Here is a 24,417-nt window from a genome sequence, read left to right on the forward strand (position 1 = left end):
CGCCGCGGCGGCCAGCGAGTTTAGAGGGGGCGTCTGGGGGCCTGGAGAGTGAACAACTCTCCGGGCCCTCTTTTTTTGCTGACATGAAACGGTCATGGAGGCGTGTTTGATCCGGGCGTCTCAGAGGAGGATCGGGTGATGTCAGCGACGAGCGGGTCGGTGCTCGAAAAGCCGCGGGGCGCGGTCGTGGTGAGGCCGTCGACCGAGAGCGACGTGCCGGCCATGATCGCGATCTACACACACCACATCACGCGCGGCGTGGGTGACGTCGTCATCGAGCCGACGCAGGCCGACGACATCAAGAGGCGGCGCAAGAACATGCTGCGACGTCGGCTGCCGCACCTCGCGGCCGAACGCGACGGGGTGATCGTGGGCTATGCCTACGCAGTGCCGTTCCGCAAGCGTCCGGCCTATCGCTACGCGGTGAAGCATTCGATCTACGTCCATCCCGACCATGTCTCCACCGGGATCGGCCGCCTGCTCCTGCCGGCGCTCATCGAGGCCTGCGCCGGGGCCGGGTATCGACAAATGTTCGCCTATGTCGATGCCGACAATGTCGCCTCGCTCAGCCTGCACGAGGCGCACGGTTTTCGGAAGGTCGGCCTGCTCGAGGGCGTCGGCTTCAAGTATGGCAAGTGGGCCGACAGCGTGCTGATGCAGCGCGCCATCGGCGCGGGCGCCAGCACGCCGCCGGTCGAGATCGCCTATTCGCGCACCACGTAGGTGTAGAAGCGCACACGGCCTTCCTTGTCGATCTCGCGATAGATGCCCTGGATCTCGACGTCGAAGCCGGGGAACAGATTGGCGCTCTTCTGGAACATGAGCAGGTAGTCGAGCATCGGCTTGGCCCGTTCGTCGAGCCTCTCGCCCGGCACGATGCTGGCGATGCCGGGCGGATAGACCACGAACATGGTGGTCGCGATGCGACCGGCCGCCTCTTCGATCGGCACATAGTCGACATTGTTGCGCACGAGCTGGCGGACCGCCTCGTGCGGCGGCATGGCCGGTTCGGGCAGGTGCTCGGGCATGAACTGCGCGCGCTGCATCAGGCTGACGTTGCTCTCGCGGAAGAAGGCATGCATCTCGGCGCAGAGATCGCGCAGGCGCATGCCGGCATAGCGTGTCGGCCGCTTGCGAACGAACTCGCCGATGACGTCTTCCAGTCGCGCGTTCTCGTCGTGCAGCCGCTTGAAGATCACAAACGCGCTCAGCAGGGTGCCGGCCTTGCTCGATTCGACGCCCGGCGTCATCAGGAAGAGCAGCGAGTTGAGGTCGTTCTTTTCCGGGACGATCTGGTTCTCACGCAGATACTGCGCGACCACGGGCGCGGGAATACCGTGCCCGGCATAGCGACCGGTCTCGCGATCGAATCCCGGGGTCAGTACGATCAGCTTGTTGGGATCGGTGATCGCATAGCTTGGTGCCACGTGCTTGAAGCCGTGCCATGACGCGTCGGGAGCGAGCTCCCAGTATCGCGCATCGGAGGCGAGGTCGTCGGTCGGCACATCCTCCCAGGCCTGTTCGCGGCCGCCCACCGTGACGCGATTGGGCACGAAGGGCTCGAAGAACCAGCGTCGCGCCACGTCGCGCTCCTTGTCCTCGAACTCGCGGCGGATCGCGCGCATTTTCTTGCGGATCTCGATGCCCAGCCGAATCGTGTCGTCCCACAGCACTTCGCCCGAACGCCCCTTCATCATCTGCGCGCCGACGTCGAGCGAGGCGAAAATCGGATAGAAGGGCGAGGTCGAGGCGTGCAGCATGAAGAACTCGTTGAAGCGGCGATGCTCGATGCGCCGGCGCTGGCCCTTGATGTGGCGATCCTTGACGTGGATCTGCGAGGCCTGGCTGAAACTGGCAAGCTGCTTGTGCGCCGACTGCGTGGCGATGATGCCGGGACTGTCGGGACCGAGCTCGGTGAGCCCCATGGCGAAGCGGCCGGCATAGAGCGGGTGAAACTTCATGAAGCCGGCCCAGGCCTCGTCGAACAGGATGTAGTCGCAGAGATGGCCGATCTTCTCGACGATCAGGCGCGCGTCGTTGATCGTGCCGTCATAGGTGCACTGCTCGATGACGGCCACACGGAACGGCCGTTCGTGCTTCCACGCGTCCTTGTCGGCGACCAGCGGGTTGGTGCGGATCTTCTCACGGATGGCGGCCTCGTCGAGCGCCTCATGGAAGATCGGGCCGATCAGCCCGTGGGCGTTGCGGTCGGTCTCGAGATAGATGGGGATGCCGTTGCCGAGGAACAGCGCGCCGTGATGGGCGGCCTTGTGGTTGTTGCGGTCGAACAGCACGAGATCGCCCTCCGCGACCAGCGCCTGCAGAACGATCTTGTTCGACGAGGAGGTGCCGTTCAGGACGAAATAGGTCTTCTCGGCGCCGAAGATGACGGCGGCTTCCTTCTGCGCCTTCAGCGCCGGGCCCTCGTGGACCAGCAGGTCGCCAAGATCGAGCACGGAATTGTCCAGGTCGTCGCGGAAAACCGCCTCGCCCAAATGCTCGACGAAGATCCGGCCGATCGGGCTCCTGTTGTAGAAGATGCCGCCATTGTGGCCCGGGCAGGTCCAGAGCTGGTTGCCTTCCTCGGCATAGTCGACCAACTCGCCGAAGAACGGCGTCTTCAGCGTCTCGGCATACTGCTTGAGACGGCTCACGAGGTTCTTGGCGATGAACTCCGGCGTCTCCTCGGAGAGGAAGATGTAGCCGTCGATAAAGTCCATCAGCTCGACCGGGATGTCCTGCAGCCGCTTGCGCCGCACGAGGATGACGATCGGCATCTCCAGCCCGCGCCGGCGCATCATGTTGATCATCGCCGCGGCCTTGCCGTCGAGACCCTTCTTGCCCCAGTCGACGACCATGCAGCCGATCGCGGCGTCGGTCTGCACCACCATCTCGGCATCCTCGATGCGGCGCGCCCGCACGACCTGGAATCCCATCTTCTCGATGGAGACCGTGATCTCGCCGAGCCTGTGGCCCTCGAGATCGTCGGCGTCGAAGGCCGGAGCGCAGACGAGGAACGTGAAACGCCTGAAGAAATCCATCAGTAAACCGCCGGGACATAGAGTTCGGGAGCGACCGGCGTGCGCGCGTAGTCGGGCTTGTGTTCGCGCTTCGGCAGGACGATCGGTTGGTGTTCGACGTCTTTATAGGGCACTTGCTGCAGCAAGTGGTGGATGCAATTGAGGCGCGCGCGGCGCTTGTTGTTGCCCTCGACCACCCACCATGGCGCTTCCGGAATGTGCGTCCGGGCCAGCATCTCCTCCTTGGCCTTGGTGTACTCCTCCCAGCGCCGCCGGGATTCCAGGTCCATGGGCGAGAGCTTCCACTGCTTCATCGGATCGTGGATGCGCATCAGGAAGCGCATGTTCTGCTCCTCGTCGGTGATCGAGAACCAGTACTTGAGCAGGACGATGCCGGACCGCACGAGCATGCGCTCGAACTCGGGCACGGTCTCGAAGAAATCCCGGACGTCGCTTTCCGTGCAGAAGCCCATGACGCGCTCGACGCCCGCCCGATTGTACCAGCTGCGATCGAACAGCACGATTTCGCCGCCCGCCGGCAGGTGGGAGATATAGCGCTGGAAGTACCATTGGGTGCGTTCGCGCTCGGACGGCGCCGAAAGGGCGACGGTGCGGCAGACGCGCGGGTTCAGCCGCTGGGTGACGCGCTTGATCACGCCGCCCTTGCCCGCGGCGTCGCGGCCCTCGAACAGGACGACGACCTTGAGCTTCCGGGCGATCACCCAGTCCTGCAGCCTGATCAGTTCGCGCTGCAGCCGCAGCAGTTCGGTGAAATAGAATTTCCGGTCGATTCCGTCGTTCTGCGGCAGATCGCCGTCGCCATGCTCGGGCAGGCGGGCCAGCATTTCGTCGCCCAGTTCGAGCTCCAGGTCCTCGTCGATGCTGTCGGCCAGTTCCCGGCGGACGCGGTCCTCCAGCGCCTTGCGGTCCCGTTCGCTCTCCATGCCAAGCCCTCCGTCGCCCGTTCAGAATGGCCGGGAAAGTGAGGGGCGCATATGACAATTTGACGACGGTCACGCTACGTCGCGAGCGGCGGCCTCAGGGGCGCGGCAACAGGCCCTTTTCCTGCATTTGCGCGAAGCATTTGCGGAACATCGCCTCGGTGTCCATCACCTCGGTGAAGCCGGCCTGCATCAGCTTGATGGTCGAGACCAGCGCCGCCGGTCCCGGCTCCGTGCGGCCGTAGCCCATCGTGTAGTCGGCATATTCGAACGACAGGCCGACAAATTCCTGTAGTGTGCCCGACTTCAGCCCTTGCTCGGCGCAGATCTCCGCCCATTCGGCCTCGCGTGGCCGGATTTCGCGGTCGAGCGCCAGGGGTACGTGGTCGCCCGCCTCGAAGCCCAGCGCATCGGCGACGGCAGGCCAGACGTTGGGCCACACGAAGACATCGCCGTTGGTGACGTTGAAGATTTCGTTGCGCGCCGCCGCGGCCTCGCCCGACCAGGCGATGGCGCGGGCCAGGAGGTCGGCATCGACCGCCCGGGCCACGCGGCCGACGCCGCCCGGATAGTCGAGTTGCGTTTTGCCGGCTTTGCGCATGAAGGCGGCATAGGCACCCAGCGCCGGAATGACGTTCATCGCGCTGCCCACGGAATCGCCCACGATCAGGACGGGCCGCAGGATCGACCAGTGCCAGCCCTTGCCCTGCTGGCGCTCGCGCAGGAAGCGCTCCTGGTTCCAGTAAAAGTTCGGCTGCTCGTGCATTTCCGAACGGTTCTCGCGCGCCGGCACGGCGAGCGGATGGACATGGACGCCGTAGGCCTTGGTGCCCTGTAGCAGCGCGACATGCCGCAGCCCCGACGACGCCCGTTCGAGCGGCGTCATCAGGTTGCGCAGCATCAGGTCGTTGGTGCGGATCTGCTCCTCTTCCTGCCACCCTGCGACCAGACCCGGCCGTTCGTAGAGGGCGGCATAGACGAGGTGCGTGACGCCCGCGAATTCCGGCGCCAGCGCCTCGCAGGCCGCGCTGTCGGTGAGATCGAGCGGCAACCAGCGCGCCCCGTAGGTTTCGCCCGGCTTGCGGCGCGAGACGGCGACGACGTCGCAGCCCTGGACGGCAGCGAAGTGCTTCAGGGCGGCATGGCCGACGAGGCCGGTGGCCCCGGCCACGAGAATCTTCTTTCGGGTCATGGCGGCAGCCTGACACGCGCTGCCGCCACCGCAAGCCCTATGCGCCGGCGGTCAGTAGGAGGAAACCTTGTCCGGCTCGCCCTTGGAGGGCCAGACCCGGCTGTAGAGGTACAACAATGCCTCGCCGGCCTTCATGCTGTCGAAGGTCGGCGGGTGCTCGGCGTCGACACAGGTCGGCAGCGGACGAATGACGGTGTCGTAGTCGGGATTGGCGAACACGCCGACCGAGTACCGCTCGCGGCCATAGTGGTTGACGACGCGATGGAGCGTCGAGGCGAACCGGTTGTTCGTCCACATCCGCATCGAATCGCCGATGTTGACGATGAAGCTGTTCTCGACCGGCGGCACGATCAGCCATTCCCCGGACTTGCTCTTGATCTCCAGCCCGCCGACATCGTCCTGCTGCAGCATGGTGAATCCGCCGGCGTCCTGATGGGCGCGACTGTCGCCGCCCTCGAGGGCTGCCTGGGTGTCCTGCGGCAGATAATGGAGCAACCGGACCTGAATCAGCGGCTTCTTGTAGTACTGCGCGAAGTACCCGTCCGGCAGGCCCAGTCCGCGCGCGAACACGGAGGCAAGCAGGGCGGCGAAGTCGGTCATGGTGGCGTGATAGTCCAGGACCGCCTCGCGGAAGCCCGTCAGGTCCTCGGGCCACAGATTGGCGCCATGCAGAGGCTTGCCCGCGACGACATCCGGATCGTCGTCGGGCAGTTCGATCGAGACTTGGAAGGCTTCGTTCTTGTGCGGCTTGCGCGCCTTCATGCGCGACGGGTCGAGGTGAGGCTGGAAGCCCTCTATGGCAGCGCCGCGATAGGCATTCTGCTTGCCGGGTTGATCCATCGGCAGGTAGCCGCGAAACAGGTTGGAATTGCCCATGTAGGCCTTCATCTTCGCCTCGAGCGGCAGGGCGAAGAAGCGTTTGGACTGGCGGAAAATCTCGCGGATCTTCTCGGGCGGTACGGGGTGATTGACGATCGTCAGGAAGCCGACATCTCGGCAGGCATCGTGGACTTCGCGGGCGAGCCGCTCCTTGGCCTCCTCGTTGTCGCGGCCCAGCGGTGCGAAGTCGATGACCGGCAATTCGTTGGCGTTGGCCCAGCGGCCGAGGCTTGGAGCGGGCATCGGCGCGGGCGTGGATGACTGGATATCGGTCATATCGCTTCCTTCTCAGCTCGAGAGCGCATCGATGAGTTGCTGGCGGGCGGCCGTCGCATTCTTGGCGTACCATTCGATGCCGCCCGGCAGCATCTTCGCGTAGTTCTCCGGGGCGCCCGGATTGACCTTGTTCCAGTCGGCATCGAGGAACTTGTAGGCCTCCGGGTTGACCGGACCGTAGCCGTTGGACTTCAGAAGCTCGGCCTGCGCCTTGGGATCCTGGGTCATGGCGATGAACTCCCAGATCGCCTTTCCGCCCTGAGCGCCCTTGGGCACCATCCAGCAAGCCCCCCACGACACGCCTTCGTTCCAGGTCCAGTCATAAAGGCCTTTGGTATCGAGCTTCAGCGGCCAGGCACGCGTGTTGAGGAGCTGCCCGAGATGGACCTCGCCGTTGCGGAAGGCGTTCTGCCCGTCGGCGATGACCGTGTAGTAGATCGCGTGCTCCTTCATCTTCTTGTGCATGTCGAGGGCGCGCTTCATGTCGATCGGATAGATCTTGTCGAAAGGCACGCCGTCGGCCATCAGCGCCGCTTCCAGCACCGCGTCGGGCTCGCGGCGGAACGCTCGCTTGCCGGGGAATTTCTTGAAGTCCCAGACATCCTTCCAGGTCGTCGGGACTTCGCCGCCCCACTTCTTGGTGTTGTAAGTCAGCACCATGGCGTAGAGGTAGTTTCCGATCCCCCATTCGACCGCATGCTCCGGACGCACCTTGCTCTTGTCGACGATCGAGTAGTCGATCTTCTCCAGCATGCCTTCGGGGCCGATCTCCAGCGCGGTGTGGAGGTTGCGGTCCATGATGTCCCACGTGACCTTGCCACTCTGGACCATCAGGCGGATGCGGCTCGTGGAGGGGCCGGTGCCGTCGATGGCAACCTTGCGGTCGGGAAACGTCTTCAGATAGGGATCGACGAAGGACGCCTTCATCCCGCGCACCGCATCGCCCCCCCAATTGACGAGCACCAGTTCCTTCTGGTCGGCCATCGCCGGGCTGAGACGCGCGGCAATCGGCGCCACGCCGAGGGCGGCGCACATGCCGAAGAACACGCGCCGGGAGTAGACCTTGCCTTCTGTGTTCTGGACGAACCGTTCGATATCGCTCTGACGATCGCGTACGTCGGACATCATTGACCTCCTAGCTCCTCGATCGTCGAGCCCTCAAGGCGATCTCTGCACTGAGAACGAGCAGCGTGAACAGGATCATGCCCGTCGCCACCACGGCGATGACGGGGTCGAGATTGTCGTTGATGCCGTCCCACATGCGACGCGGCAGGGTGAAGAAGGCCCGGCCGCCGATGAAGATCACGACGATCAACTCATCCCACGAATGGATGAAAGCAAATATCGCGCCCGACAGAATGCCGGGGACAACGTTCGGAACGATCACCCAGCGCAAGGTCTGCCAGACGGAAGCGCCGAGCCCGCGAGCCGCCTGCTCGAGCCTCGGATCGATATTGGCCAGCGAGGCGGAGACGGTCAGCACGACATAGGGAAGGCCGGTCACCGTGTGCGCGAAGACAATGCCGATCGCAGATCCGACGAGGTCGAGATCGACATAGAGGCGGTAGATGCCCAAGGCGTAGACAATCGTCGGCACCGCCATGGGCAGGATCATCGCGGTGCGGACGCGTTCCGACCAGCGGGATGACACGCGCCAGCAGCCGATGGCGCACAGCGTGCCGGCCACCACGGCACTCAAGGTGGAAACCGAGGCGATCCAGAAGCTTTGCCAGATGCTGTCATGCCACTCGCCGCTCGACAGGAAGGCGCGCCAGTGCTGCAGCGACCAGTGCTCGTCCGGCATGGCGAGATAGCGCGTGTCGGTGAAGGAGATCGGCACGACGGCGAAGGCGGGCAGGGCGAGGAAGCCCAGCACCATCCACGCGAAGGCCGTCACGATTCCGGTCGCATGATGCCTGTTCACGAGGGCCCCCTCACGCGCCGAACAGCCGCTTGACGTCGAGGATGCGCGAGAGCGCCCACAGCGCGGCAAGTACGGACAGCATCAGCGTCGCGGCGAGCATGGTGCCCAACCCCCAGCGCAGCGTGTCGTTGATCTGCACGGCGACGTATTCGGCGATCATCAGCACTTTGCCGCCGCCCAGCAGCGCGGGCGTGACGTAGAAGCCGAGCGACAGGATGAAGACCAGCGTGCCGGCGCCGATCAGGCCGGGGCGGGTGAGCGGCAGGAACACCATGCGGAACGCCTGGAACCGGCTGGCGCCGAGGCTGCGCGCGGCCGCGACCAGCCGCACGTCGATACCGCGCATGTTGGCGTAGAGCGTCAGCACGGCGTAGGGCAGCATGACGTGGACCATGCCGATCAGCACGCCGGTCTCGTTGCGCACCAGCGGCAGGGGCTCGTCGATGATACCCCAGGCCATCAATCCGGCATTCACCGGCCCGCGGCTGCCGAGCAGCGCGATCCAGGCGAAAGAGCGAACGAGCACGGATATCCAGAACGGCAGGAGGACGCAGAACAGCATGAGGCGCTGCTGGCCGGTGTTGGCGGCCCGCATCGCATAGGCCACCGCGTAGCCCAGCAGCAGGGCGATGAACGTGGTGAGCGCGGCAATGCGGAGCGTCGTCAGCAGGGTCTTCTGGACCGACGTGCTGGTGAAGAGCAGCCCGTAATTGTCGAGGCCGGGCTTGGGATCCATGACACTGGTGACGAGAACGTCCGCGAGCGGTACCAGATAGAGAAGGACCAGCATCGCAAGAGCCGGCAGGATGATCAGCCAGTAGGCGCCGTGGCGCGGGCGCCATTCCGCCCGCGCGTCACTCTGCGAGGGCACGGCAATCCTCCGCCTGCCAGCCGATGTCGATCTCCGTGCCGGGAGCGAACGAGTCCTGGCCGGCGGTGTTCGCGAGCTTCACGATGAAATCGTCGGCACCAAAGGCCACGAGTCGCAGCCGCGTCTGGTCTCCGAGAAACGTCACCTCCGCGATGCGCGCGGCAAAGCGGTTGGGTGCCGCCTGCGCAGCCGTGCCGAGCAGGATCTTCTCCGGCCGCACGACCATATGCACCGCGGAACCCGGCGCGCAGGGCACCGGCATCACCGCCGTCACCGTCTCGCCGGTCGCGAGCGCGGCCACGCAACGACCATCAGCGTGTTGTCGCACGGTCGCGGCAAGGGCGTTGCTCTCGCCGAGGAAGCGGGCGACGAAGAGAGAGGCCGGCGCCTCGTAGAGGCGGCGTGGCTCGTCGACCTGGCGGAGGGCGCCGGTGCTGAACACCGCGACCCGGTCCGACATGGTCATCGCCTCGACCTGGTCGTGCGTGACGTACACCATGGTGACGTCCAGCCGCTGGTGCAGATGCTTCAACTCGTACTGCATCTGCTCGCGCAGCTGGCGGTCGAGCGCGCCCAGCGGTTCATCGAGCAGGATCAGGCGGGGCTCGAAGACGAGGGCGCGGGCGACCGCGACGCGCTGCTGCTGGCCCCCGGAAAGCTGCTGCGGCTTGCGATCGCCAAAGCCGTCGAGCCGGACCATCGACAGGGCCCGCGCGACCTTCGCCGTCATTTCTGCGCGCGATACGCCGCGGACGCGCAGCGGGAACGCGATGTTCTCCGCCACCGTCATGTTCGGAAAGAGCGCGTAGTTTTGAAACACCATGCCGATGCCGCGCTTCTCGACCGGCACGTCGGTGACGTCCTCGCCGTCGACGAAGATGCGGCCCTCGGTGGGCCGCTCGAAGCCGGCAAGCATGGTGAGCGTGGTCGTCTTGCCCGATCCCGACGGGCCCAACAGCGTCAGAAACTCGCTGCGGGCGACCTCGAGGTTGAGCCCACAGACGGCATCGACCGTGCCGTCATAGCTCTTGCGAACGTTGACGAACCGAACGAGCGACTCTGGAACCGGCGAGAGCATACGCCGGTGCAGCGAATTCCATGCCAGCCCGTGCGCCGGTGCGACAGGCGGAAATTACTCCACCTTGGCGCCCGACGCCTTGATCACCGGGGCGAGCTTCTTTTCCTCGGCGGCGCGGTAGGCGGCGGTCTCCGTCGGCGTCATCCAGATCTGGGTGGCGCCCTGCTGGTCGAAAGCGGCTTTTACGCTGGGCTTCTGCAGGGCCTGCTTGGTCAACGCCGAGAGCTTCTCGACCATTGCCGGCGGCACGCCGGCCGGCGCGCAGACGCCGCCCCACGAGGTGATCTCGAAGCCCGGCAGGAATTCTCCGAAGGTCGGCTTGTCGGGCACCGCAGGATGGCGCTCCTTGGAAGTCACCGCGAAGCCCTTCACCTTGCCGCCCTTCATCAGGCCGAGCGGGCCGGGGATGTTGTCGAACATCATGTCGACCTGGCCCGCCAGGATGTCCTGGTGGGCGGGCGCGCTGCCCTTGTAGGGCACGTGCAGCAGGTTGACGCCGGCCATCTGCTTGAACATCTCGCCGGTCAGGTGCGGGCTGGTGCCGGCGCCCGACGAAGCGAACGAGAACTTGCCCGGGTTGGCCTTCGCCAGCGCGATCAACTCTGGAATCGTGTTGGCCGGGAAGTCGAGTCGGGTCATCAGCATGTTGGGCACCGACCACAGCATGGCGACGCCGGTGAAGTCCTTGCCCGCGTCGAACGGCAGCCTGGCGTAGAGCGTCGGCGCGATCGCATGCGCGGCGATCGTGTAGAGGCCGATCGTGTAGCCGTCGGGGGCTGACTTCGCGATGATGTCGGCACCGATGTTGCCGCCGGAGCCGGCGCGGTTCTCGATGATGAACTGCTGGCCCGTGAGTTCGGAGAGCTCCTGGCAGACGATGCGCGACAGCGTGTCGGTCGGGCCGCCGGCCGGAAACACCACGATGTATTTCACCGGCCGGTTGGGCCAGTCGTTCTGCGCGCGGGCGATGCCCGAGGCGATCATCGGTGCGGCGAGTGCACCGCCGGAAAGCAAGAGCGCGCGTCGGCGCGGAATCATGATTTTGGTCATCTTGAACGTAGCCTCCTGTGATTTCTTTATTGCGAGACAGTCTAGCCGAGTCGTTCCGCTGTTCAATACGACGCCGGGAGGAGCCTTCGCTTGATTTGAGAGGGCGCGGCCGCCACGGTGGCGCCCGCAACAGGAGACGGTGCGATGAAACTGGATTTCACGGGCAAGAAGGCGATCGTTTGCGGCGGCAGCCGCGGTATCGGCAAGGCCATCGCGATGGGGTTCGCGGCCTGCGGCGGCGACGTGTCGATCTGCGCACGCGATTCCAAGACGCTCGAGGAGACCCGCGCGGAACTCGCCAAGCACGGCCACAAGACGCATGCCGCCAGCGCCGACCTCGCGCAGGGCGATGCGGTGCGCGGCTATGTGCGCGATGCCATCTCGGCGCTGGGCGGCGTCGATTTCCTGGTGAACAACGCCTCGGCCTTCGGCTCCTCGGACGACGACAAGGGGTGGACCAGCAATCTCGCCGTGGACATGCTTTCGATCGTCCATGCCACGCAGGAGGCGCTGCCCGAACTGAGGAAGGTGCAGGGCAACGTGGTCAACATCTCCTCGATCTCCGCCCATCATCCCGCGGCGCGCCAGCCGCCCTACGGTGCTATCAAGGCGGCGGTGATCCACTACACGGTCACGCAGGCGGCGATGTACGCCAAGGACCGTATCCGCGTGAACTGCATCGCCCCCGGCTCGATCGAGTTTCCCGGCGGCGTCTGGGACAAGCGCAAGACCGACAATCCCGCCCTCTACAACGGCACGCTGGCCTCGATCCCGTTCGGGCGCATGGGTCATGCCGAGGAGGTGGCGAACGTGGCGCTGTTTCTGGCCTCGCCGTTCGCCTCATGGGTGACCGGCCAGACCATCGCCGTGGCTGGCGGACAGGGTCTGTAACGCCGATGGCCCCGACCAGCCGCCCCCACGTCCTTCTCTGGACCGATTCTCCGACGGCCTATCTCGACGCGATTCAGGCGGCGGGCCTGGCCGACCGGGTTGCGGTCGACACCTTGCCGCGCAAGGAGAAGCCATCGGCCGAGCAGCTCGCCCGGACCGAGGCGATGATGGCGGGGGCGGTGCCGGCGGGGCTGCTCCCCGCGATGCCCCGGCTGCGCTGGGCTCAGGCGATGAGCGCCGGCGTCGACAACTGGCTGGCGCTGCCCGATCTGCCGCCGGGCCTCACGCTCACCTGCGCGCGCGGCACGCACACCGAGTCGATGCCGGAGAACATCATCGGCGCGCTGTTCCACGTCGCGAAGCCCTATGCGCAGGCCGCCGAAAACCAGAAGCAGAGCCGTTGGGTCCACACGGTGGCTCAGCCCCTGACGGGCAAGACGCTCGGCATCCTGGGCCTGGGTGTCATCGGTCAGGAAGTGGCGCGGATTGCCGTCGCGCTCGGCATGCACGTGATCGGCACCAAGCGCCGCCCGACGCGCGTGCCGAACGTCGCCGAGGTGCTGCCGCCGGAAGCGACCGACGAGGTGCTGGCGCAGTCCGACTTCGTCCTGCTGTTGCTGCCGGCGACGCCAGAAACCGAGAACTTCATCGATGCGAAGCGTCTGGCGAAGATGAAGCCCTCGGCCTGGCTGCTGAATTTCGGCCGCGGCCAGATCGTCAACGACGCCGATCTGATGGCAGCGACGAAGGAGAAGAGGATCGCCGGGGCGCTGCTCGACGTGTTCCGCCAGGAACCGCTGCCTGCGGACCACCCGTTCTGGCAGGCTGAAGGCATCGTCGTGCTGCCGCATATCGGCGGACCGCATCCGCAGCGCGACCGCTTCGTGGCGCGCCTGTTCGTCGAAAACCTCAGGCGCTTTGTGGAAGGCGAGCCGTTGAAGGAAGTCGTGGATCGAGCCGCCGGCTATTGAGCCGGCGGCTCTATTCGATCCCGCGCCACGATCGATGGGCTTGATCAGCACGGAGCGTGCATAAAAAGACGACCCGCCGATGTGAGCGGGCCGTCGTTACCGTCTGCTTTCGGGGGCCGATTCGAGAGGGTGCGACTCCGGCTTCGTTTGTTTCGAATATTTCGTTTGTTTCGTTTATTTGCCGGGCTTCCGGCGCTTTCGCCGGCCTGCTAGCGCGTCGTGCCCGAGGCTCCGCCGGACACGCCGCCGGAGCCGGACGGGGACGGCGCCATGCCCTGGTTCACGGAACCGCCGCCGGTCGAGCCGGCGCCGACGCCCATCGAGCTGGTGCTGCCGCCCGGTGCGGGAGCTGTGCCGCTGCCGGTCGCACCGACACCCGCCGAACCGCCGCCAGGGCTCGTCGTCGCGCCGCCGGTAGTGCCCGTGCCGGTCGTGCCGCTCGGACGCGTCGTGGAGGCGCCACCGCCGACCGAGGCACCGCCGCTGGATGCGCCGCCGCCGGCACCGGCACTACCGCCCGCGCTTCCTCCCGAGCTACCGCCGCTCTGCGCCATAGCTGAGCCGCCAAAGAGAAGGGCTGCCGCGGTGAGGGCAATGAGCTTGTTGGTGTTCATGAGTTCCTCCTGTTGCGTTGTTTGCTGCAGGAGAAACAGCCTCTCGCGGCGATCGTTGCGCCGATCTCAACTATCCAGAAACCGCCTCGTTTCAGCCACCGCATCGGCAAGCCCGACTCGCTCGACGCCGACACCCGGCGGAAAGGCACTGAGGAGTCGGGTGGGCAAACGCGAATCGAGCATCACGAAGACACCGCGATCGTCGGCGCGCCGGATCAGGCGACCATAGGCCTGCTTGAGCCGTAGTCGCGCCAGCATGTCGTCGTAGCCGTTGGCGCCGGCGCCGGCCGCCTTCCAATGGGCCTTGCGCGCGCGGTGCAGGATGTCGGGCCGCGGCCACGGTACGCGGTCGAACACGATGAGGCGGAGCGATCGCCCCGGCACGTCGACACCGTCACGCACGGCGTCGGTGCCCAGCAGGCAGGAATGCTCCTCGGCGCGGAAGATATCGACCAGGGTGGCGGCATCCATGCCGCCGACATGCTGGGCGTACAGCGGCAAGCCCGCTTCCTCCAGCACCGGCGCGATGCGCTGGTGCACGGCGCGCAGGCGACCGATCGCCGTGAAGAGGCCAAGGGCGCCACCCCCTGCGGCCAGAAAGAGTTCGCGATAGGCGGCCGCCACCTGATCGGCATCGTCGCGCTTCACGTCCTTGACGATCAGCACCTTTGTGGCGTGGGCATAGTTGAAGGGCGAGGCCATCGCCGCGCGGGTGGCAGGCGCTGCGAGGTGACGCGTACCGGTGCGTGCTTCGGCGACCATCCAGTCGGCCTGTGTCGCGACGTCCTCGTCGTTGGCCGCCTGCGGCACGCCGAGCGAATCGCGCAGGGTCGCCGAGGTGATCACCGCACCATGCGCGGGCCGGATCACCGCGTTCACGAACGGCTCGGCCGGATCGAGATAGTGGCGGTACATGCCGACGTCGTATTCGCGGCCCTGCACCCGCTCGACGGCGAACCAGTCGACGAAGGCGGGGTCGGGATCGTTGTGCAGGCCGCGCAACATGGCGCGCCAGGATTCGAGCGTGAGCTCGCAGCGGTTGGCGAGCGAGCGCGTCACGCCCTCGATCCGCGCGCGCTGCCCGGAGTCGAGCTTGTCGGCCTCGCCTTCGAGCTTGGCCCGCAGCGCCTGGCGCAGTCGGCGCACCGGCTGCAGCATCTTCTCCAGCGCGTCGGCCAGCTGGTCGGCGGCCTCGATCAGGCCGGGATTGAGCGGTCGCACGTCGCATTCCTGGCCGAAGCCCTGGTCGTCGCCGGCCGACCGCGCCCGCACCTGCTGGCGCACCAGGGCGAGGAATTCCTCGGCCGGACCGAGCACGGTGCCGTCGGCCAGCCGCGTCTGCCAGTTGGGAGAGGGCAGTTGCTGCGCGAGATCGAGCAGGCGACTTAATGCGTTCTGCGCCTCGACATCCTCGCCCAGGAGATCGCTGAGGCGGCGCTCGAGCCCACGGGCGCGGCTGCCGCGACGTCCCTCGGCGCCCAGCAGCCAGCGGCGCAGATCCGACGTCTCGACGCCGCTCAGATGCGCACCGAACGCGCCGTCGGCGGCCTCGAACAGGTGATGGCCCTCATCGAAGACGTAGCGCAGCGGCCGCGTGGCGTCGTCGAGGCCGCCCATCGCCGCCTGGATCATCACGAGCGCATGGTTGGCGATGACGATGTCGGCCTGGCGCGCGCGGCGGATGGTGCGTTCGACATAGCACTTCCGGTAATGCTCGCACGCCGAGTAGATGCACTCGCCGCGCCGGTCGGCCAGCCGCTGCACGCGGCTGCGGCCCACCAGGTCGAGCAGCCAGGCCGGCAGGTCGCCGCCGATCATGTCGCCGTCGCGGCTGGCCAGCGCCCAGCGCGCCATCAGGCCGAGACCGACCGCATTCTCCGGCATCAGGCCGGTGCGCATCGCCGCCTCCTGGAAGTTCAGCAGGCAGAGATAGTTCTCGCGACCCTTGCGGATGACGACGCGCCGCCGCTTTTCGGCGGAGTCGCGATGGAGGCGGTCGAGCTCGGTGTCGATCTGGCGCTGCAGGTTGCGCGTGTAGGTCGAGATCCAGACCGGCGCGCCGTTCTTCTCGGCCCACAGGCTGGCGGGCGCGACATAGCCCAGGGTCTTGCCGACGCCGGTGCCGGCCTCGACCAGCACGACATGGGGTTTGCCTTCCTCTTCGCGCGGCGCGAAGGCCGCGCTGGCGGCCGAGGCATAGTCGCTCTGGGTCGGTCGGGCCTCGGCCATGTTCGAGCCGGCCGAAACCAGATGGGCCAGTCGCAATCTGGCCTCGCGCGGCTCGACGGGCTGGCTGCCGGGTGGCGGCGCGGGCGGCGGCTCTTCCCACACGGGCAGGGTCTTCCAGATGTCGAGGCCAGCGCCCGGGCGGGATTTCTTGCTGTCTTTGTCGAGGCCGAGGGCATCCAGCACCGCATCGCCCCAGCTCCATCGTCCGCGGGCCATGGCCAGCGCCGTTTCCTTCATTTCGGACGAAGCCAGTGCTGCCATGTCGTCGAGCTCGTCGAGCAGGGCGCGCGCGAGCGCGGGCAGGGCTGCCACCTCCCGCTCGGGCGTCGCGGGGACCTCGAGGCCGAGCGTCTCGCACAGGCCGCGCACCGTCGGCAGGCAGAAGCGCGCCGGTCGCACGAAGGCGAAGAGTTCGAGCAGGTCGTGAGCCGGGAGATCCTCGAGCCCGAGGCGCGCCGCGACCGCGGGGGCGTGGCAGACCAGCGGCAGGGTGCCGGCCGCCCGACGCCCGGCATCGGCGCCGGTCAGACGCTCGAGCGTTCCGTCAGGCGCGCGCCAGAGGGCGCCGCGGGCGGTCGCGACCAAAGCCGGCCAGGAGGAGGTCGCTGAAAACGTCACTGTTCCGTAGATAGCACAGGGCAAATGCCCGATGCAGCGACTGCCGGTTGTCGTGCATCGGCCTCCAGGTGGGAAATCGCAGCGACCGCGAGAGCAACTGGAAGCATCGCCATCCGCCTCGAGAGGTCTGGTGTCGATCCCGCCGCCCTTCGGGCCGCTGCTGCATTGACGCAAATCGCGGCCGCACCTAGTTTGACCGACCCATGTCCCAGATCGATCGCACCCTTGCCGAGGCCGCACGCGCGTGGCCGTTTGAAGAAGCCCGCAAGCTCGTCGCCCGCACCGGCGGCAAATCGCCGGCGAAAGGCTATGTGCTGTTCGAGACCGGCTACGGTCCCTCGGGTCTGCCGCATATCGGCACGTTCGGTGAAGTCGTGCGCACGACGATGGTGCGCCAGGCCTTCCGCCGGCTGTCCGACGTGCCGGCGCGGCTGTTCTGCTTCTCCGACGACATGGACGGCCTGCGCAAGGTGCCGGACAACGTCCCCAACAAGGAGATGCTGGCGGCCCATCTCGGCAAGCCGCTGACTTCGGTGCCCGATCCCTTCAGCAACGAACATCCGAGTTTTGGCGCGGCGAACAACGCTCGCCTGCGCGCCTTCCTCGACTCCTTCGGCTTCGAGTACGAGTTCCAGTCGGCGACCGAGTGGTACAAGTCGGGCCGCTTCGACGCGATGCTGCTCGCCATGCTGCGTCACTACGACGAGGTGCAGGCGGTCATGCTGCCGACCCTGGGCGAGGAGCGCCGGGCGACCTACTCCGTCTTCCTGCCGATCTCGCCCAAGACGGGCCGCGTGCTGCAGGTGCCGGTGATCAAGACCGACGCCGATGCCGGCACCATCGTCTATCGCGACGAGGATGGCTCGATGGTCGAGACGCCGGTCACCGGCGGCAACGTCAAGCTGCAGTGGAAGGCCGACTGGGCCGGCCGCTGGTTCGCGCTCGACGTCGACTACGAGATGTACGGCAAGGATTTGATTCCATCGGCCGAACTCTCCGCGAAGATCGTGCGCATCCTGGGCGGCAAGCCGCCGGAGGGTTTCAACTACGAGCTCTTCCTCGACGAGGAAGGCAAGAAGATCTCGAAGTCCAAGGGCAACGGTCTCTCGGTCGAGGAATGGCTGCGCTATGCCTCGCCCGAATCGCTGGCTCTCTACATGCACCAGCAGCCCCGGCGCGCGAAGCGGCTCCATTTCGACGTGATCCCGCGCGCCATCGACGACTATCTCTCGCTGGTCGAGAAATTGCCGGCCGAGGAGCCGGCGCGCGCGCTGGAGAATCCGGCCTGGCACATCCATGACGGCGCCGCGCCCGCGAACTCCGCGGCCGGCGTCACCTTCGGCATGCTGCTCAATCTCGCGGGTGTCGCCAATACCGAGGACAAGGACGTTCTCTGGCAGTATCTGCGCCGCTACGTGCCGGGTGCGACGCCGGAGACAGCTCCTTATCTCGACCGGCTGCTCGCCGGCGCGGTCGCCTACTACCAGGACTTCGTGAAGTCCTCGAAGAAGTTCCGGCTGCCCACCGACCGCGAGCGCGCGGCGCTTCAAGATCTCCTCGAGACGCTGCGCAGGACGCCAGAGGGTGCTACGGCCGAGACCATCCAGGACGAGGTCTACGAGGCCGGCAAGCGTCACTTCGCCAAGGAAGAGCTGCGCCAGTGGTTCAAGGCGCTCTACGAGGTGCTGCTCGGTAGCGAGCAGGGCCCGCGCATGGGCGCCTTCATCAAGCTCTATGGCCGCGACAATGTCGTGAAGCTGATTGAACGCGCGCTTGCCGGCGAGGATCTCGGCAAGGCAGCGTAGGGGCCAGCGACATGCATGACGGCGTCGTCTTCGACTATCTCAATCCCGACGTGCCGGCCGGGCTGCGCCTGCTCGACGTTCCCTTGATCCGCGCCAACCGCGAGACGATCAAGGGCTATGGCGAGGTCGTGCGCGATCCGAAGAAGCAGAAGATCGAGATCGTGCCATGGCCGCTCAGCGGCTCGCGAAAGCTCGATGCCGGCACCGGCATCGAGGGCGGGACGACCGAGGGCATCTTCAACTGCGAATGGCGGGGCAACGAGTTGATCGGCCGCAACGAGGCGGTCGGCGGCCATTATGTCATCGGCTTCCGCGACCTGCCGGAGACGGTGCGGCCCGGGGTGAAGCTGAGCCAGGGTCGCGTGCTGCTGTGGCATTGCAACTATCACCCGGACGGCGGGCAGCTCTTCTGGCCGCTCGACGGCAAGCCCTTCGTCGTGCCGGCCGCGCTGCCGGGGGACGATCTCCAGCCCGAGACCTTCAAGGCCTTCTGGTCCGACGGCAGCTTCGGCATCTACATCCATCCCGGCATCTGGCACGAAGGCGTGTTTCCGGTGAACGAGACCGGCCGCTTCTTCGACAAGCAGGGCAAGGTACACGCGCGTGTGAGCTGCGATCTCGCGCGCGAGTTCGGCGTGCTGCTCAACGTGCCGCTGCCGCAGGGCTGATCGCGCCGAGATAGGCAACGATCATCCGCACGATCTCGTCCTCGAAGGCGCGGCTGGCGAGGAAGGGCTGCTCCTCCAGCACCGCGGCACGGACGACGCCCATGAGCGCGCGCGATACCACGAAGGCCTGTTCGCGGGTGAACGGACCGACCAGCGGGTTCGGGCCGCGCCCCACGGCCTCGCCCGCCCGCGCGACGAAGGCGGCGACCGGCGCCATCAGCTCGATCCCGTGACCTTGTGCCAGCAGCGCCTGAACCACCGCCTTGCGCGCGCGCTGCCGGCCGCGGAAGGCGTGGACGATCGCCCGCACCATGGCGCGCACCCGGCCCTCGACAGAGGGATCGCCCTCGCCCTGCAGCGCCCGTCCGACCTGGCCGAGGGCGGATTCCATCTCCTCGCGGGCCAGCGCCATCAGCAGCGCGTTCTTGTCGGCAAAATACTGATAGAGCGTGCCGATGCTGACGCCGGCCCGCTCGGCCACCGCGTTGGTGGTGAAGGCCGCCAGGCCGCCCTTCTCCAGAATCTGAGCCGCGGCTTCGACGATCGCCGCGACGGTCTGCGCTGCGCGCGCCTGTCGCGGCGATCTCCGTTTGTTTTCAGGGACTTGGCGACGTGTGGCCACGGCGGCACCCGACAGGGGAAGGCGAGTAACGAAATATGAGCATTACTCATATATTCGGCCGCGGCAAGTCATACGGAGGCGTTCGTGCAGTCCCTCGCCACTCTCTATCTCGTCATCCTGCCGCTCGTGATGGGCGCCGCGCTGGCCGAAGGCCTCTGGCAGTCCCGGACGCGGGCCGAGGCCTACGATTGGAAATCCTGGGCCTGCTCGCTGGGCGATCTCGCCGGCCGCCGGCTGCTGGCGTTCATTCCCTACACGTTCGCCGCGCCCTGGCTCGGCTGGATGTATGAGCATCGGCTCTTCACCCAGTCGCTCGACAGCGTCTGGTCCGTGCTGCTGCTCTTCGTCGGGCTCGAATTCTTCTACTACTGGTTCCATCGCGCCAGTCACACCGTGCGCTGGTTCTGGTCGTCGCACTCGGTCCACCACTCGCCCAACCAGTTCAACTTCGCCATGGCCTATCGGCTGGGCTGGATCGGCCGCTTCACCGGCACGTCGCTCTTCTTCACGCCGCTCGTGCTGCTGGGTTTCACGCCGGAGACGGTGCTGACGGCGCTGTTCCTGAACCTGCTCTATCAGTTCTGGATCCATGCCGACTGGATTCCCAAGCTCGGTTTTCTTGAGGGCATCCTCAACACACCGTCCGCGCATCGCGTCCATCACGCGCGGAACCCCGAGTATCTCGACGCCAATTTCGGGGGCGTGCTGATCGTCTTCGACCGCCTGTTCGGCACCTATGTGCCGGAGCGCGACGACCTGCCCTGCGACTACGGACTGGTCTCGCCCGCGGTCTCGTCGCGCAATCCGGTCTTGCTCAACTTCGGTCCGTGGATCGGACTCGTGAAGGACCTCGCCTCGGCGCGGTCGGCTCGGGAAGTCTGGATGTACCTGTTCGGCCCGCCGGGTTGGCGTGCCGACGGAAAAGGCCTGACGGCGGCTGAGCTACGCAAGGCTCGCATACTGCAAACTCAGGAGGCCATGACGTAATCTCCCTTGAGCTGTCCAACCCCGGCCGACAGATTGGGCGGCGAAGGAGAACGCCATGGCCAGGGACAAGGTTTGCGTCGTGATCGGTGCGGGCGATGCGACCGGCGGCGCCATCGCCCGCCGCTTCGCGCGCGAAGGCTATACCGCCGTCGTCACGCGCCGCAGCGCCGATAAGCTTCAGTCGCTGGTGGCGCGCATCGTGGAGGAGGGCGGCCGGGTTCATCCGTTCGGCTCCGACGCCCGCGACGAAACTCAGGTCGAGGCGCTGTTCCGCCAGATCGAAACCGAGATCGGGGAGGTCGAGGTGTTCGTCTTCAACATCGGCGGCAACGTGCGCTTCGACATTCGCGACACGACCTCCCGCGTCTATCGCAAGGTCTGGGAGATGACCGCCTTCGCCGGCTTCCTGACGGCGCGCGAGGCGGCCAAGGTGATGGTGCCGCGTGGCAAGGGCACGATGATCTTCACCGGTGCCACCGCCTCGATCCGGGGCGGCCGCGGCTTCTCGGCCTTCGCCGGCGGCAAGCATGCGGTGCGGGCGCTGGCGCAATCGATGGCGCGCGAGCTCGCCCCCCAGAACATCCATGTCGCGCACGTCATCGTCGACGGCGCCATCGACACCGAATGGATCAAAGCCAATTTCCCCGACCGCTACAATGCCGGCCCCGATGCGATCCTCAATCCCGACGACATCGCCGAAGCCTACTGGCAGCTCCATCGCCAGAAGCGCAGCGCCTGGACCTTCGAGATGGATCTCAGGCCGTGGAAGGAAAGCTGGTAGCAACGAAGCGCGCCACTCCGGTGGCGCTTCGTGATCATGATGCGCCACTGGAGTGGCGCGCTCCTATGACGAGGCCGCCCGCAGCTTCAGCAGGGCCAGCATCATGTCGATGGTCGGCGTCTCAACGTCCGCCAGTTCGCTGAGATCGGCGATCGAATCGGCGAGCGCGTCGATCTCGAGCGGCTTGCCGGCCTGAAGGTCGGTCAGCATCGACATCTTGTGAGCGCCCAGCCCGACCGTGAACGCGATGCGCTTCTCCATCGGCGTCGCCATCGTCGCCCCGAACTTCGCGGCAACGGCTTCGGCCTCCGACATCATGCGGCGCGCGATCTCGACGGCGCCGGCGCTGCGGCCGATCCCGCCATTGTCCGCAAGCGTCAGCACCGCGATCGGGTTCCAGGTCAGGCTGTTGATCATCTTGCTCCAGATCTCGGCGCGGATGTCGGTCTTCACCGGTGCATCGAGGCCGGCCTCGGTCATCGCCGCGCTGAGCGCCGTGACACGCGCCGAGCACGAGCCGTCGGGCTCGCCCAGCGGCAGGTAACAGACTTCGTTCTCGAGATGCGCCACGCCGGGTTCTGGCACGGCGCCGCCCGCCCAATAGGCGCAGCCGAGCGCCCGCTCGGGACCGAAGGTCGACCATTGCGTGCCGCCCGGGTCCATGCGCTTCAGGCGGCTGCCCTCGAACGGACCGGCGAGTTTGTGAAAGAACCAGTAGGGTGCGCCCGTGGTCGGCGGAATGAGCGCCGTCTGCGGGCCGAGCAGCGGCATCACCTTGTCGAGGGCCGCGAGATACTGGTGCGTCTTCAGGGTGATGAAGACGACGTCCTGCGGCCCCAGCTCGGCGGGATCGTCGGTCGCGTTCACCCTGACCGTGAAATCCTCGTGCGGAGAGATCAGCCGCAGTCCGTTGCGGCGGATGGCGTCGAGATGGGCGCCGCGTGCAATCAGGCTCACTTCGACGCCTTTCACGCGCGCGAGGTGGGCGCCGATAATCCCGCCGATCGAGCCGGCGCCGTAGAGGCAGATCTTCATGGCTGGCAGACTAGATGCTTCACGGTCTCTGCGGAACTGGCGTCCGGTGCGGTCGTTGTTTCGCCAAATCCTGAGAACGAGGAGGAGCGGGCAATGACCGCGCAGACCGTCGACACCAGCAAACTCTGGGACATGATCAAGGACATCCGGTTCGGCATGCTGACCGTGCGGGGCGCCGACGGGCACCTTTATTCGAGGCCGATGACCACTCAGAACGGTGCGGCCGATCAGGGCGGCGTCATCTGGTTCTTCATGTCGCGCTCCGGCCAGCCCCTGGCCGACATCACGTCATCGCCCGACGTGAACGTGGCCTACGCCGATCCCGACTCCGACAAGTACGTCTCGGCCAGCGGGAAGGCTCGCCTCCTCGAGCATCCGGTGAAGAAGCAGGAATTGTGGAGCGAGGCCGCCAAGGCCTGGTTCCCGGGCGGGGTCGACGATCCCGATCTGGCCCTGGTCGCAGTCCTCGTCGCCGAAGCCGAGTACTGGGACGTGAAGGCCAACAAGGCCGTCCAGATCTTCAAGCTGGCCAAGGCCGCGCTGACCGGGGAGGAGCCGACCGATCTGGCCGAGCATCGCCGCGCCCGCATGCGCTGACGCGGCAGGCGGGGTGCCTCAGCGGCGCGGCGTCGTCGCCGCGCCCACGCCGGCACCCACGGCGCCGCCCACCAGGGCGCCGGGCAGCAGGCCGATCGGGGTGAGGGCGCCCACCAGCGCACCGGTGCCGGCGCCGATGCCGCCGCCCGTCACAGCCCGTTGGCCCCAGGTGTCGCCACAGGCGGCGAGGGTGAGAGCCAGGAGGGAAATGCCGACGACCTTCATCATAGTGCTCAACTCCGTTGCGTGCCTGAAAAGGCCTTTCGAGTATGTGAGGTTTCCACAAATGGCCGCTCTGCGGTGTGTCCTCCTGGTGACTTTGGCCTGGCTCGGCCCAAGCTTTCCGATCCGGGCGCAGACGGTGGGAGGCTTCGACTACGCGCCTCAGTACGACTTTTCCGAATTCTGGGCGGCGACCGACGGCCGCCTCTTCCAGGTGATCGTGGCGGGCAATCCGTTTCCGCAATGGCCGGTCGAGGAGGTGAAGCAGAGGCTGTTGCCGGTGATGCAGGCGAACAAGCCGAGGCCGGCGCTCACCTTCACCTACCAGTCTCCCCCCGAGGAACTGCGACCAAGCTATCGACTGGTGCTCGTCTTCTCGCCCGCCAACGACCTCACGGCGGCACGCGTCTGTGCGGGCCAGTATTTCCTGAAGCCGCCCACGCCGGGCCGGGTCTACGTGTTCGGCGTCTATTGTCGCAACGACCTCGCCCTTTCCCAGACGACGGCGTGGACGCAGGCGACCGGGCCCGACGATCCGCGGCTCGGCCAGATGTTCGCGCAACTGTTCATGGTCCTGTTCGACGACCGGCGCTGGCAGCGTTTCCCCTTCAATCCGTGGTTTGCCCGCTAGACGATCCGGCCTAAGAGAGAAGCGACATCAGGGGGATCTCTTGGGTACCGACGTTGAAATCTGGATGCTCTTCGCGCCGTTCTGGCTGCTGGGCATGTTCGCGGCGCTGGGCGCCCTTTGGCACTTCGTGCAATTCCTGAGCGTGCACGCGAAGGCGCACGCGGCCGGGCACGTTCCGAAAAAGTACCAACTCGGCTCACGCCTCCAGCCCCATGAGACTACGGCCCAGGGGCACCATCATTTCACGCGAGCCAAGACCGCCTTGCTGCTGTTTGTCGGCTTCGTGGCTTTGGGACTGGTGGCCGGCGTCCTGTGGACGCTCTGGCGGGGCTAAGTCCCCACCGTCATTCGGCCACCAGCCCCACGACCTCATAGTGGCCAAGGTCCGCGGTCGGACCGGCAATCAGAACCTGTTGATCGCAGGCAGTCAGGACCAGGACGAGCAGGCCGAGTGAAGCCAGGACCCTGCGGAACATGACGAAATCCTCCATCTGCCCGAGGAACGCCCGCCGTTT

Annotated in this window: 25 protein-coding genes; 10 read left to right on the forward strand and 15 right to left on the reverse strand. The window is 66.5% G+C overall.

Going from position 1 to position 24,417, the window contains the following annotated elements; all coding sequences use genetic code 11:
- Positions 1-138: 138 nt before the first annotated feature.
- The gene (locus ACO07K_RS01180) at positions 139-723 is read left to right on the forward strand and encodes a GNAT family N-acetyltransferase (RefSeq protein ID WP_422034097.1); all 585 of its coding nucleotides are present in this window, start codon (positions 139-141) and stop codon (positions 721-723) included.
- On the opposite strand, the gene ACO07K_RS01185 is transcribed toward ACO07K_RS01180, so the two are convergent.
- The 9 genes from ACO07K_RS01185 to ACO07K_RS01225 all read right to left on the reverse strand — a co-directional run bounded on the left by ACO07K_RS01185 (position 705) and on the right by ACO07K_RS01225 (position 11,231).
- Positions 705-3,041 carry an Orn/Lys/Arg decarboxylase N-terminal domain-containing protein gene (locus ACO07K_RS01185; RefSeq protein WP_422034098.1) on the reverse strand — a complete coding sequence of 779 codons (2,337 nt, stop codon included), beginning with the start codon at positions 3,039-3,041 and terminating at the stop codon, positions 705-707. The genes ACO07K_RS01180 and ACO07K_RS01185 overlap by 19 nt on opposite strands.
- Positions 3,041-3,964: a polyphosphate kinase 2 gene (gene ppk2, locus ACO07K_RS01190; protein WP_422034099.1), complete on the reverse strand. Its 924-nt coding sequence runs from the start codon at positions 3,962-3,964 to the stop codon at positions 3,041-3,043. Before ppk2 ends, ACO07K_RS01185 begins: the two co-directional genes overlap by 1 nt.
- Positions 3,965-4,058: 94 nt before the next feature.
- Positions 4,059-5,153, reverse strand: coding sequence for an NAD-dependent epimerase/dehydratase family protein (locus ACO07K_RS01195; RefSeq protein ID WP_422034100.1), 1,095 nt, complete (start codon positions 5,151-5,153; stop codon positions 4,059-4,061).
- A gap of 51 nt (positions 5,154-5,204) precedes the next feature.
- The gene (locus ACO07K_RS01200) at positions 5,205-6,308 is read right to left on the reverse strand and encodes an isopenicillin N synthase family dioxygenase (protein WP_422034101.1); all 1,104 of its coding nucleotides are present in this window, start codon (positions 6,306-6,308) and stop codon (positions 5,205-5,207) included.
- Between the two features lie 12 nt (positions 6,309-6,320).
- Positions 6,321-7,433 (reverse strand): extracellular solute-binding protein, encoded by a 1,113-nt coding sequence (locus tag ACO07K_RS01205; protein WP_422034102.1) that lies wholly within the window; start codon positions 7,431-7,433, stop codon positions 6,321-6,323.
- A 10-nt stretch (positions 7,434-7,443) separates the two neighbouring features.
- Positions 7,444-8,232: an ABC transporter permease gene (locus ACO07K_RS01210; protein WP_422034103.1), complete on the reverse strand. Its 789-nt coding sequence runs from the start codon at positions 8,230-8,232 to the stop codon at positions 7,444-7,446.
- Positions 8,233-8,242: 10 nt separating this feature from the next.
- Positions 8,243-9,103 (reverse strand): ABC transporter permease, encoded by an 861-nt coding sequence (locus ACO07K_RS01215; protein WP_422034104.1) that lies wholly within the window; start codon positions 9,101-9,103, stop codon positions 8,243-8,245.
- Positions 9,087-10,181, reverse strand: a complete 1,095-nt coding sequence (locus tag ACO07K_RS01220) for an ABC transporter ATP-binding protein (protein WP_422034106.1) — start codon at positions 10,179-10,181, stop codon at positions 9,087-9,089. Before ACO07K_RS01220 ends, ACO07K_RS01215 begins: the two co-directional genes overlap by 17 nt.
- Before the next feature lie 54 nt (positions 10,182-10,235).
- On the reverse strand, positions 10,236-11,231 hold the full coding sequence (locus ACO07K_RS01225) for a Bug family tripartite tricarboxylate transporter substrate binding protein (RefSeq protein WP_422034107.1): 996 nt from the start codon (positions 11,229-11,231) through the stop codon (positions 10,236-10,238).
- Between the two features lie 144 nt (positions 11,232-11,375).
- Here ACO07K_RS01225 and ACO07K_RS01230 point away from each other — a divergent pair, with 144 nt between their 5' ends.
- Both ACO07K_RS01230 and ACO07K_RS01235 read left to right on the forward strand, forming a co-directional pair.
- Positions 11,376-12,122 (forward strand): SDR family NAD(P)-dependent oxidoreductase, encoded by a 747-nt coding sequence (locus tag ACO07K_RS01230; RefSeq protein WP_422034109.1) that lies wholly within the window; start codon positions 11,376-11,378, stop codon positions 12,120-12,122.
- Positions 12,123-12,127: 5 nt separating this feature from the next.
- Positions 12,128-13,093: a D-2-hydroxyacid dehydrogenase gene (locus ACO07K_RS01235; protein ID WP_422034110.1), complete on the forward strand. Its 966-nt coding sequence runs from the start codon at positions 12,128-12,130 to the stop codon at positions 13,091-13,093.
- 209 nt (positions 13,094-13,302) lie between these two features.
- Here the strand turns inward: ACO07K_RS01235 and ACO07K_RS01240 are convergent, their stop codons facing one another.
- Together ACO07K_RS01240 and ACO07K_RS01245 are read right to left on the reverse strand one after the other, a co-directional pair.
- Positions 13,303-13,707: a hypothetical protein gene (locus ACO07K_RS01240; RefSeq protein WP_422034111.1), complete on the reverse strand. Its 405-nt coding sequence runs from the start codon at positions 13,705-13,707 to the stop codon at positions 13,303-13,305.
- A gap of 66 nt (positions 13,708-13,773) precedes the next feature.
- Positions 13,774-16,554 carry an ATP-dependent DNA helicase gene (locus tag ACO07K_RS01245; RefSeq protein ID WP_422034112.1) on the reverse strand — a complete coding sequence of 927 codons (2,781 nt, stop codon included), beginning with the start codon at positions 16,552-16,554 and terminating at the stop codon, positions 13,774-13,776.
- 203 nt (positions 16,555-16,757) lie between these two features.
- Between ACO07K_RS01245 and ACO07K_RS01250 the strand changes: the two genes are divergently transcribed.
- A complete protein-coding gene (locus ACO07K_RS01250; RefSeq protein WP_422034113.1) occupies positions 16,758-18,359 on the forward strand; it encodes a lysine--tRNA ligase in 1,602 nt (533 codons plus the stop codon).
- Between the two features lie 11 nt (positions 18,360-18,370).
- Positions 18,371-19,027, forward strand: a complete 657-nt coding sequence (locus tag ACO07K_RS01255) for an ureidoglycolate lyase (RefSeq protein WP_422034114.1) — start codon at positions 18,371-18,373, stop codon at positions 19,025-19,027.
- Here ACO07K_RS01255 and ACO07K_RS01260 read toward each other — a convergent pair.
- Positions 19,002-19,649, reverse strand: a complete 648-nt coding sequence (locus ACO07K_RS01260) for a TetR/AcrR family transcriptional regulator (protein ID WP_422034115.1) — start codon at positions 19,647-19,649, stop codon at positions 19,002-19,004. The genes ACO07K_RS01255 and ACO07K_RS01260 overlap by 26 nt on opposite strands.
- A gap of 84 nt (positions 19,650-19,733) precedes the next feature.
- On the opposite strand from ACO07K_RS01260, the gene ACO07K_RS01265 reads away from it, so the two are divergent.
- Entirely contained in the window at positions 19,734-20,636 is a 903-nt protein-coding gene (locus ACO07K_RS01265) for a sterol desaturase family protein (protein ID WP_422034116.1), read from the forward strand.
- 55 nt (positions 20,637-20,691) lie between these two features.
- Entirely contained in the window at positions 20,692-21,417 is a 726-nt protein-coding gene (locus tag ACO07K_RS01270; protein ID WP_422034117.1) for an SDR family oxidoreductase, read from the forward strand.
- Positions 21,418-21,480: 63 nt separating this feature from the next.
- Here ACO07K_RS01270 and ACO07K_RS01275 read toward each other — a convergent pair whose 3' ends face one another.
- On the reverse strand, positions 21,481-22,452 hold the full coding sequence (locus ACO07K_RS01275; RefSeq protein ID WP_422034118.1) for a ketopantoate reductase family protein: 972 nt from the start codon (positions 22,450-22,452) through the stop codon (positions 21,481-21,483).
- Between the two features lie 93 nt (positions 22,453-22,545).
- Between ACO07K_RS01275 and ACO07K_RS01280 the strand changes: the two genes are divergently transcribed.
- Positions 22,546-23,049: a pyridoxamine 5'-phosphate oxidase family protein gene (locus tag ACO07K_RS01280; protein WP_422034119.1), complete on the forward strand. Its 504-nt coding sequence runs from the start codon at positions 22,546-22,548 to the stop codon at positions 23,047-23,049.
- Between the two features lie 18 nt (positions 23,050-23,067).
- Here ACO07K_RS01280 and ACO07K_RS01285 read toward each other — a convergent pair whose 3' ends face one another.
- Positions 23,068-23,277, reverse strand: coding sequence for a bacteriocin (locus ACO07K_RS01285; protein ID WP_298305841.1), 210 nt, complete (start codon positions 23,275-23,277; stop codon positions 23,068-23,070).
- A gap of 58 nt (positions 23,278-23,335) precedes the next feature.
- Here ACO07K_RS01285 and ACO07K_RS01290 point away from each other — a divergent pair, with 58 nt between their 5' ends.
- Positions 23,336-23,902, forward strand: coding sequence for a hypothetical protein (locus ACO07K_RS01290; RefSeq protein ID WP_422034121.1), 567 nt, complete (start codon positions 23,336-23,338; stop codon positions 23,900-23,902).
- 40 nt (positions 23,903-23,942) lie between these two features.
- Positions 23,943-24,236, forward strand: a complete 294-nt coding sequence (locus ACO07K_RS01295) for a hypothetical protein (protein WP_422034123.1) — start codon at positions 23,943-23,945, stop codon at positions 24,234-24,236.
- A gap of 10 nt (positions 24,237-24,246) precedes the next feature.
- On the opposite strand, the gene ACO07K_RS01300 is transcribed toward ACO07K_RS01295, so the two are convergent.
- Positions 24,247-24,378, reverse strand: coding sequence for a hypothetical protein (locus tag ACO07K_RS01300; RefSeq protein WP_422034124.1), 132 nt, complete (start codon positions 24,376-24,378; stop codon positions 24,247-24,249).
- Positions 24,379-24,417: the final 39 nt, after the last annotated feature.

Origin of the sequence: Reyranella sp., assembly GCF_965228225.1 — a bacterium.
Classification (GTDB): Bacteria; Pseudomonadota; Alphaproteobacteria; order Reyranellales; family Reyranellaceae; genus Reyranella.

Excerpts from the sequence above, each read along its gene's own strand:
- ACO07K_RS01180 (WP_422034097.1), top strand. The coding sequence starts at position 139 with ATGTCAGCGACGAGCGGGTCGGTGCTCGAAAAGCCGCGGGGCGCGGTC.
- ACO07K_RS01185 (WP_422034098.1), bottom strand. The coding sequence starts at position 3,041 with ATGGATTTCTTCAGGCGTTTCACGTTCCTCGTCTGCGCTCCGGCCTTC.
- ppk2 (WP_422034099.1), bottom strand. The coding sequence starts at position 3,964 with ATGGAGAGCGAACGGGACCGCAAGGCGCTGGAGGACCGCGTCCGCCGG.
- ACO07K_RS01195 (WP_422034100.1), bottom strand. The coding sequence starts at position 5,153 with ATGACCCGAAAGAAGATTCTCGTGGCCGGGGCCACCGGCCTCGTCGGC.
- ACO07K_RS01200 (WP_422034101.1), bottom strand. The coding sequence starts at position 6,308 with ATGACCGATATCCAGTCATCCACGCCCGCGCCGATGCCCGCTCCAAGC.
- ACO07K_RS01205 (WP_422034102.1), bottom strand. The coding sequence starts at position 7,433 with ATGTCCGACGTACGCGATCGTCAGAGCGATATCGAACGGTTCGTCCAG.
- ACO07K_RS01220 (WP_422034106.1), bottom strand. The coding sequence starts at position 10,181 with ATGCTCTCGCCGGTTCCAGAGTCGCTCGTTCGGTTCGTCAACGTTCGC.
- ACO07K_RS01225 (WP_422034107.1), bottom strand. The coding sequence starts at position 11,231 with ATGACCAAAATCATGATTCCGCGCCGACGCGCGCTCTTGCTTTCCGGC.
- ACO07K_RS01230 (WP_422034109.1), top strand. The coding sequence starts at position 11,376 with ATGAAACTGGATTTCACGGGCAAGAAGGCGATCGTTTGCGGCGGCAGC.
- ACO07K_RS01235 (WP_422034110.1), top strand. The coding sequence starts at position 12,128 with ATGGCCCCGACCAGCCGCCCCCACGTCCTTCTCTGGACCGATTCTCCG.
- ACO07K_RS01240 (WP_422034111.1), bottom strand. The coding sequence starts at position 13,707 with ATGAACACCAACAAGCTCATTGCCCTCACCGCGGCAGCCCTTCTCTTT.
- ACO07K_RS01250 (WP_422034113.1), top strand. The coding sequence starts at position 16,758 with ATGTCCCAGATCGATCGCACCCTTGCCGAGGCCGCACGCGCGTGGCCG.
- ACO07K_RS01255 (WP_422034114.1), top strand. The coding sequence starts at position 18,371 with ATGCATGACGGCGTCGTCTTCGACTATCTCAATCCCGACGTGCCGGCC.
- ACO07K_RS01270 (WP_422034117.1), top strand. The coding sequence starts at position 20,692 with ATGGCCAGGGACAAGGTTTGCGTCGTGATCGGTGCGGGCGATGCGACC.
- ACO07K_RS01275 (WP_422034118.1), bottom strand. The coding sequence starts at position 22,452 with ATGAAGATCTGCCTCTACGGCGCCGGCTCGATCGGCGGGATTATCGGC.
- ACO07K_RS01280 (WP_422034119.1), top strand. The coding sequence starts at position 22,546 with ATGACCGCGCAGACCGTCGACACCAGCAAACTCTGGGACATGATCAAG.
- ACO07K_RS01285 (WP_298305841.1), bottom strand. The coding sequence starts at position 23,277 with ATGATGAAGGTCGTCGGCATTTCCCTCCTGGCTCTCACCCTCGCCGCC.
- ACO07K_RS01290 (WP_422034121.1), top strand. The coding sequence starts at position 23,336 with ATGGCCGCTCTGCGGTGTGTCCTCCTGGTGACTTTGGCCTGGCTCGGC.
- ACO07K_RS01300 (WP_422034124.1), bottom strand. The coding sequence starts at position 24,378 with ATGTTCCGCAGGGTCCTGGCTTCACTCGGCCTGCTCGTCCTGGTCCTG.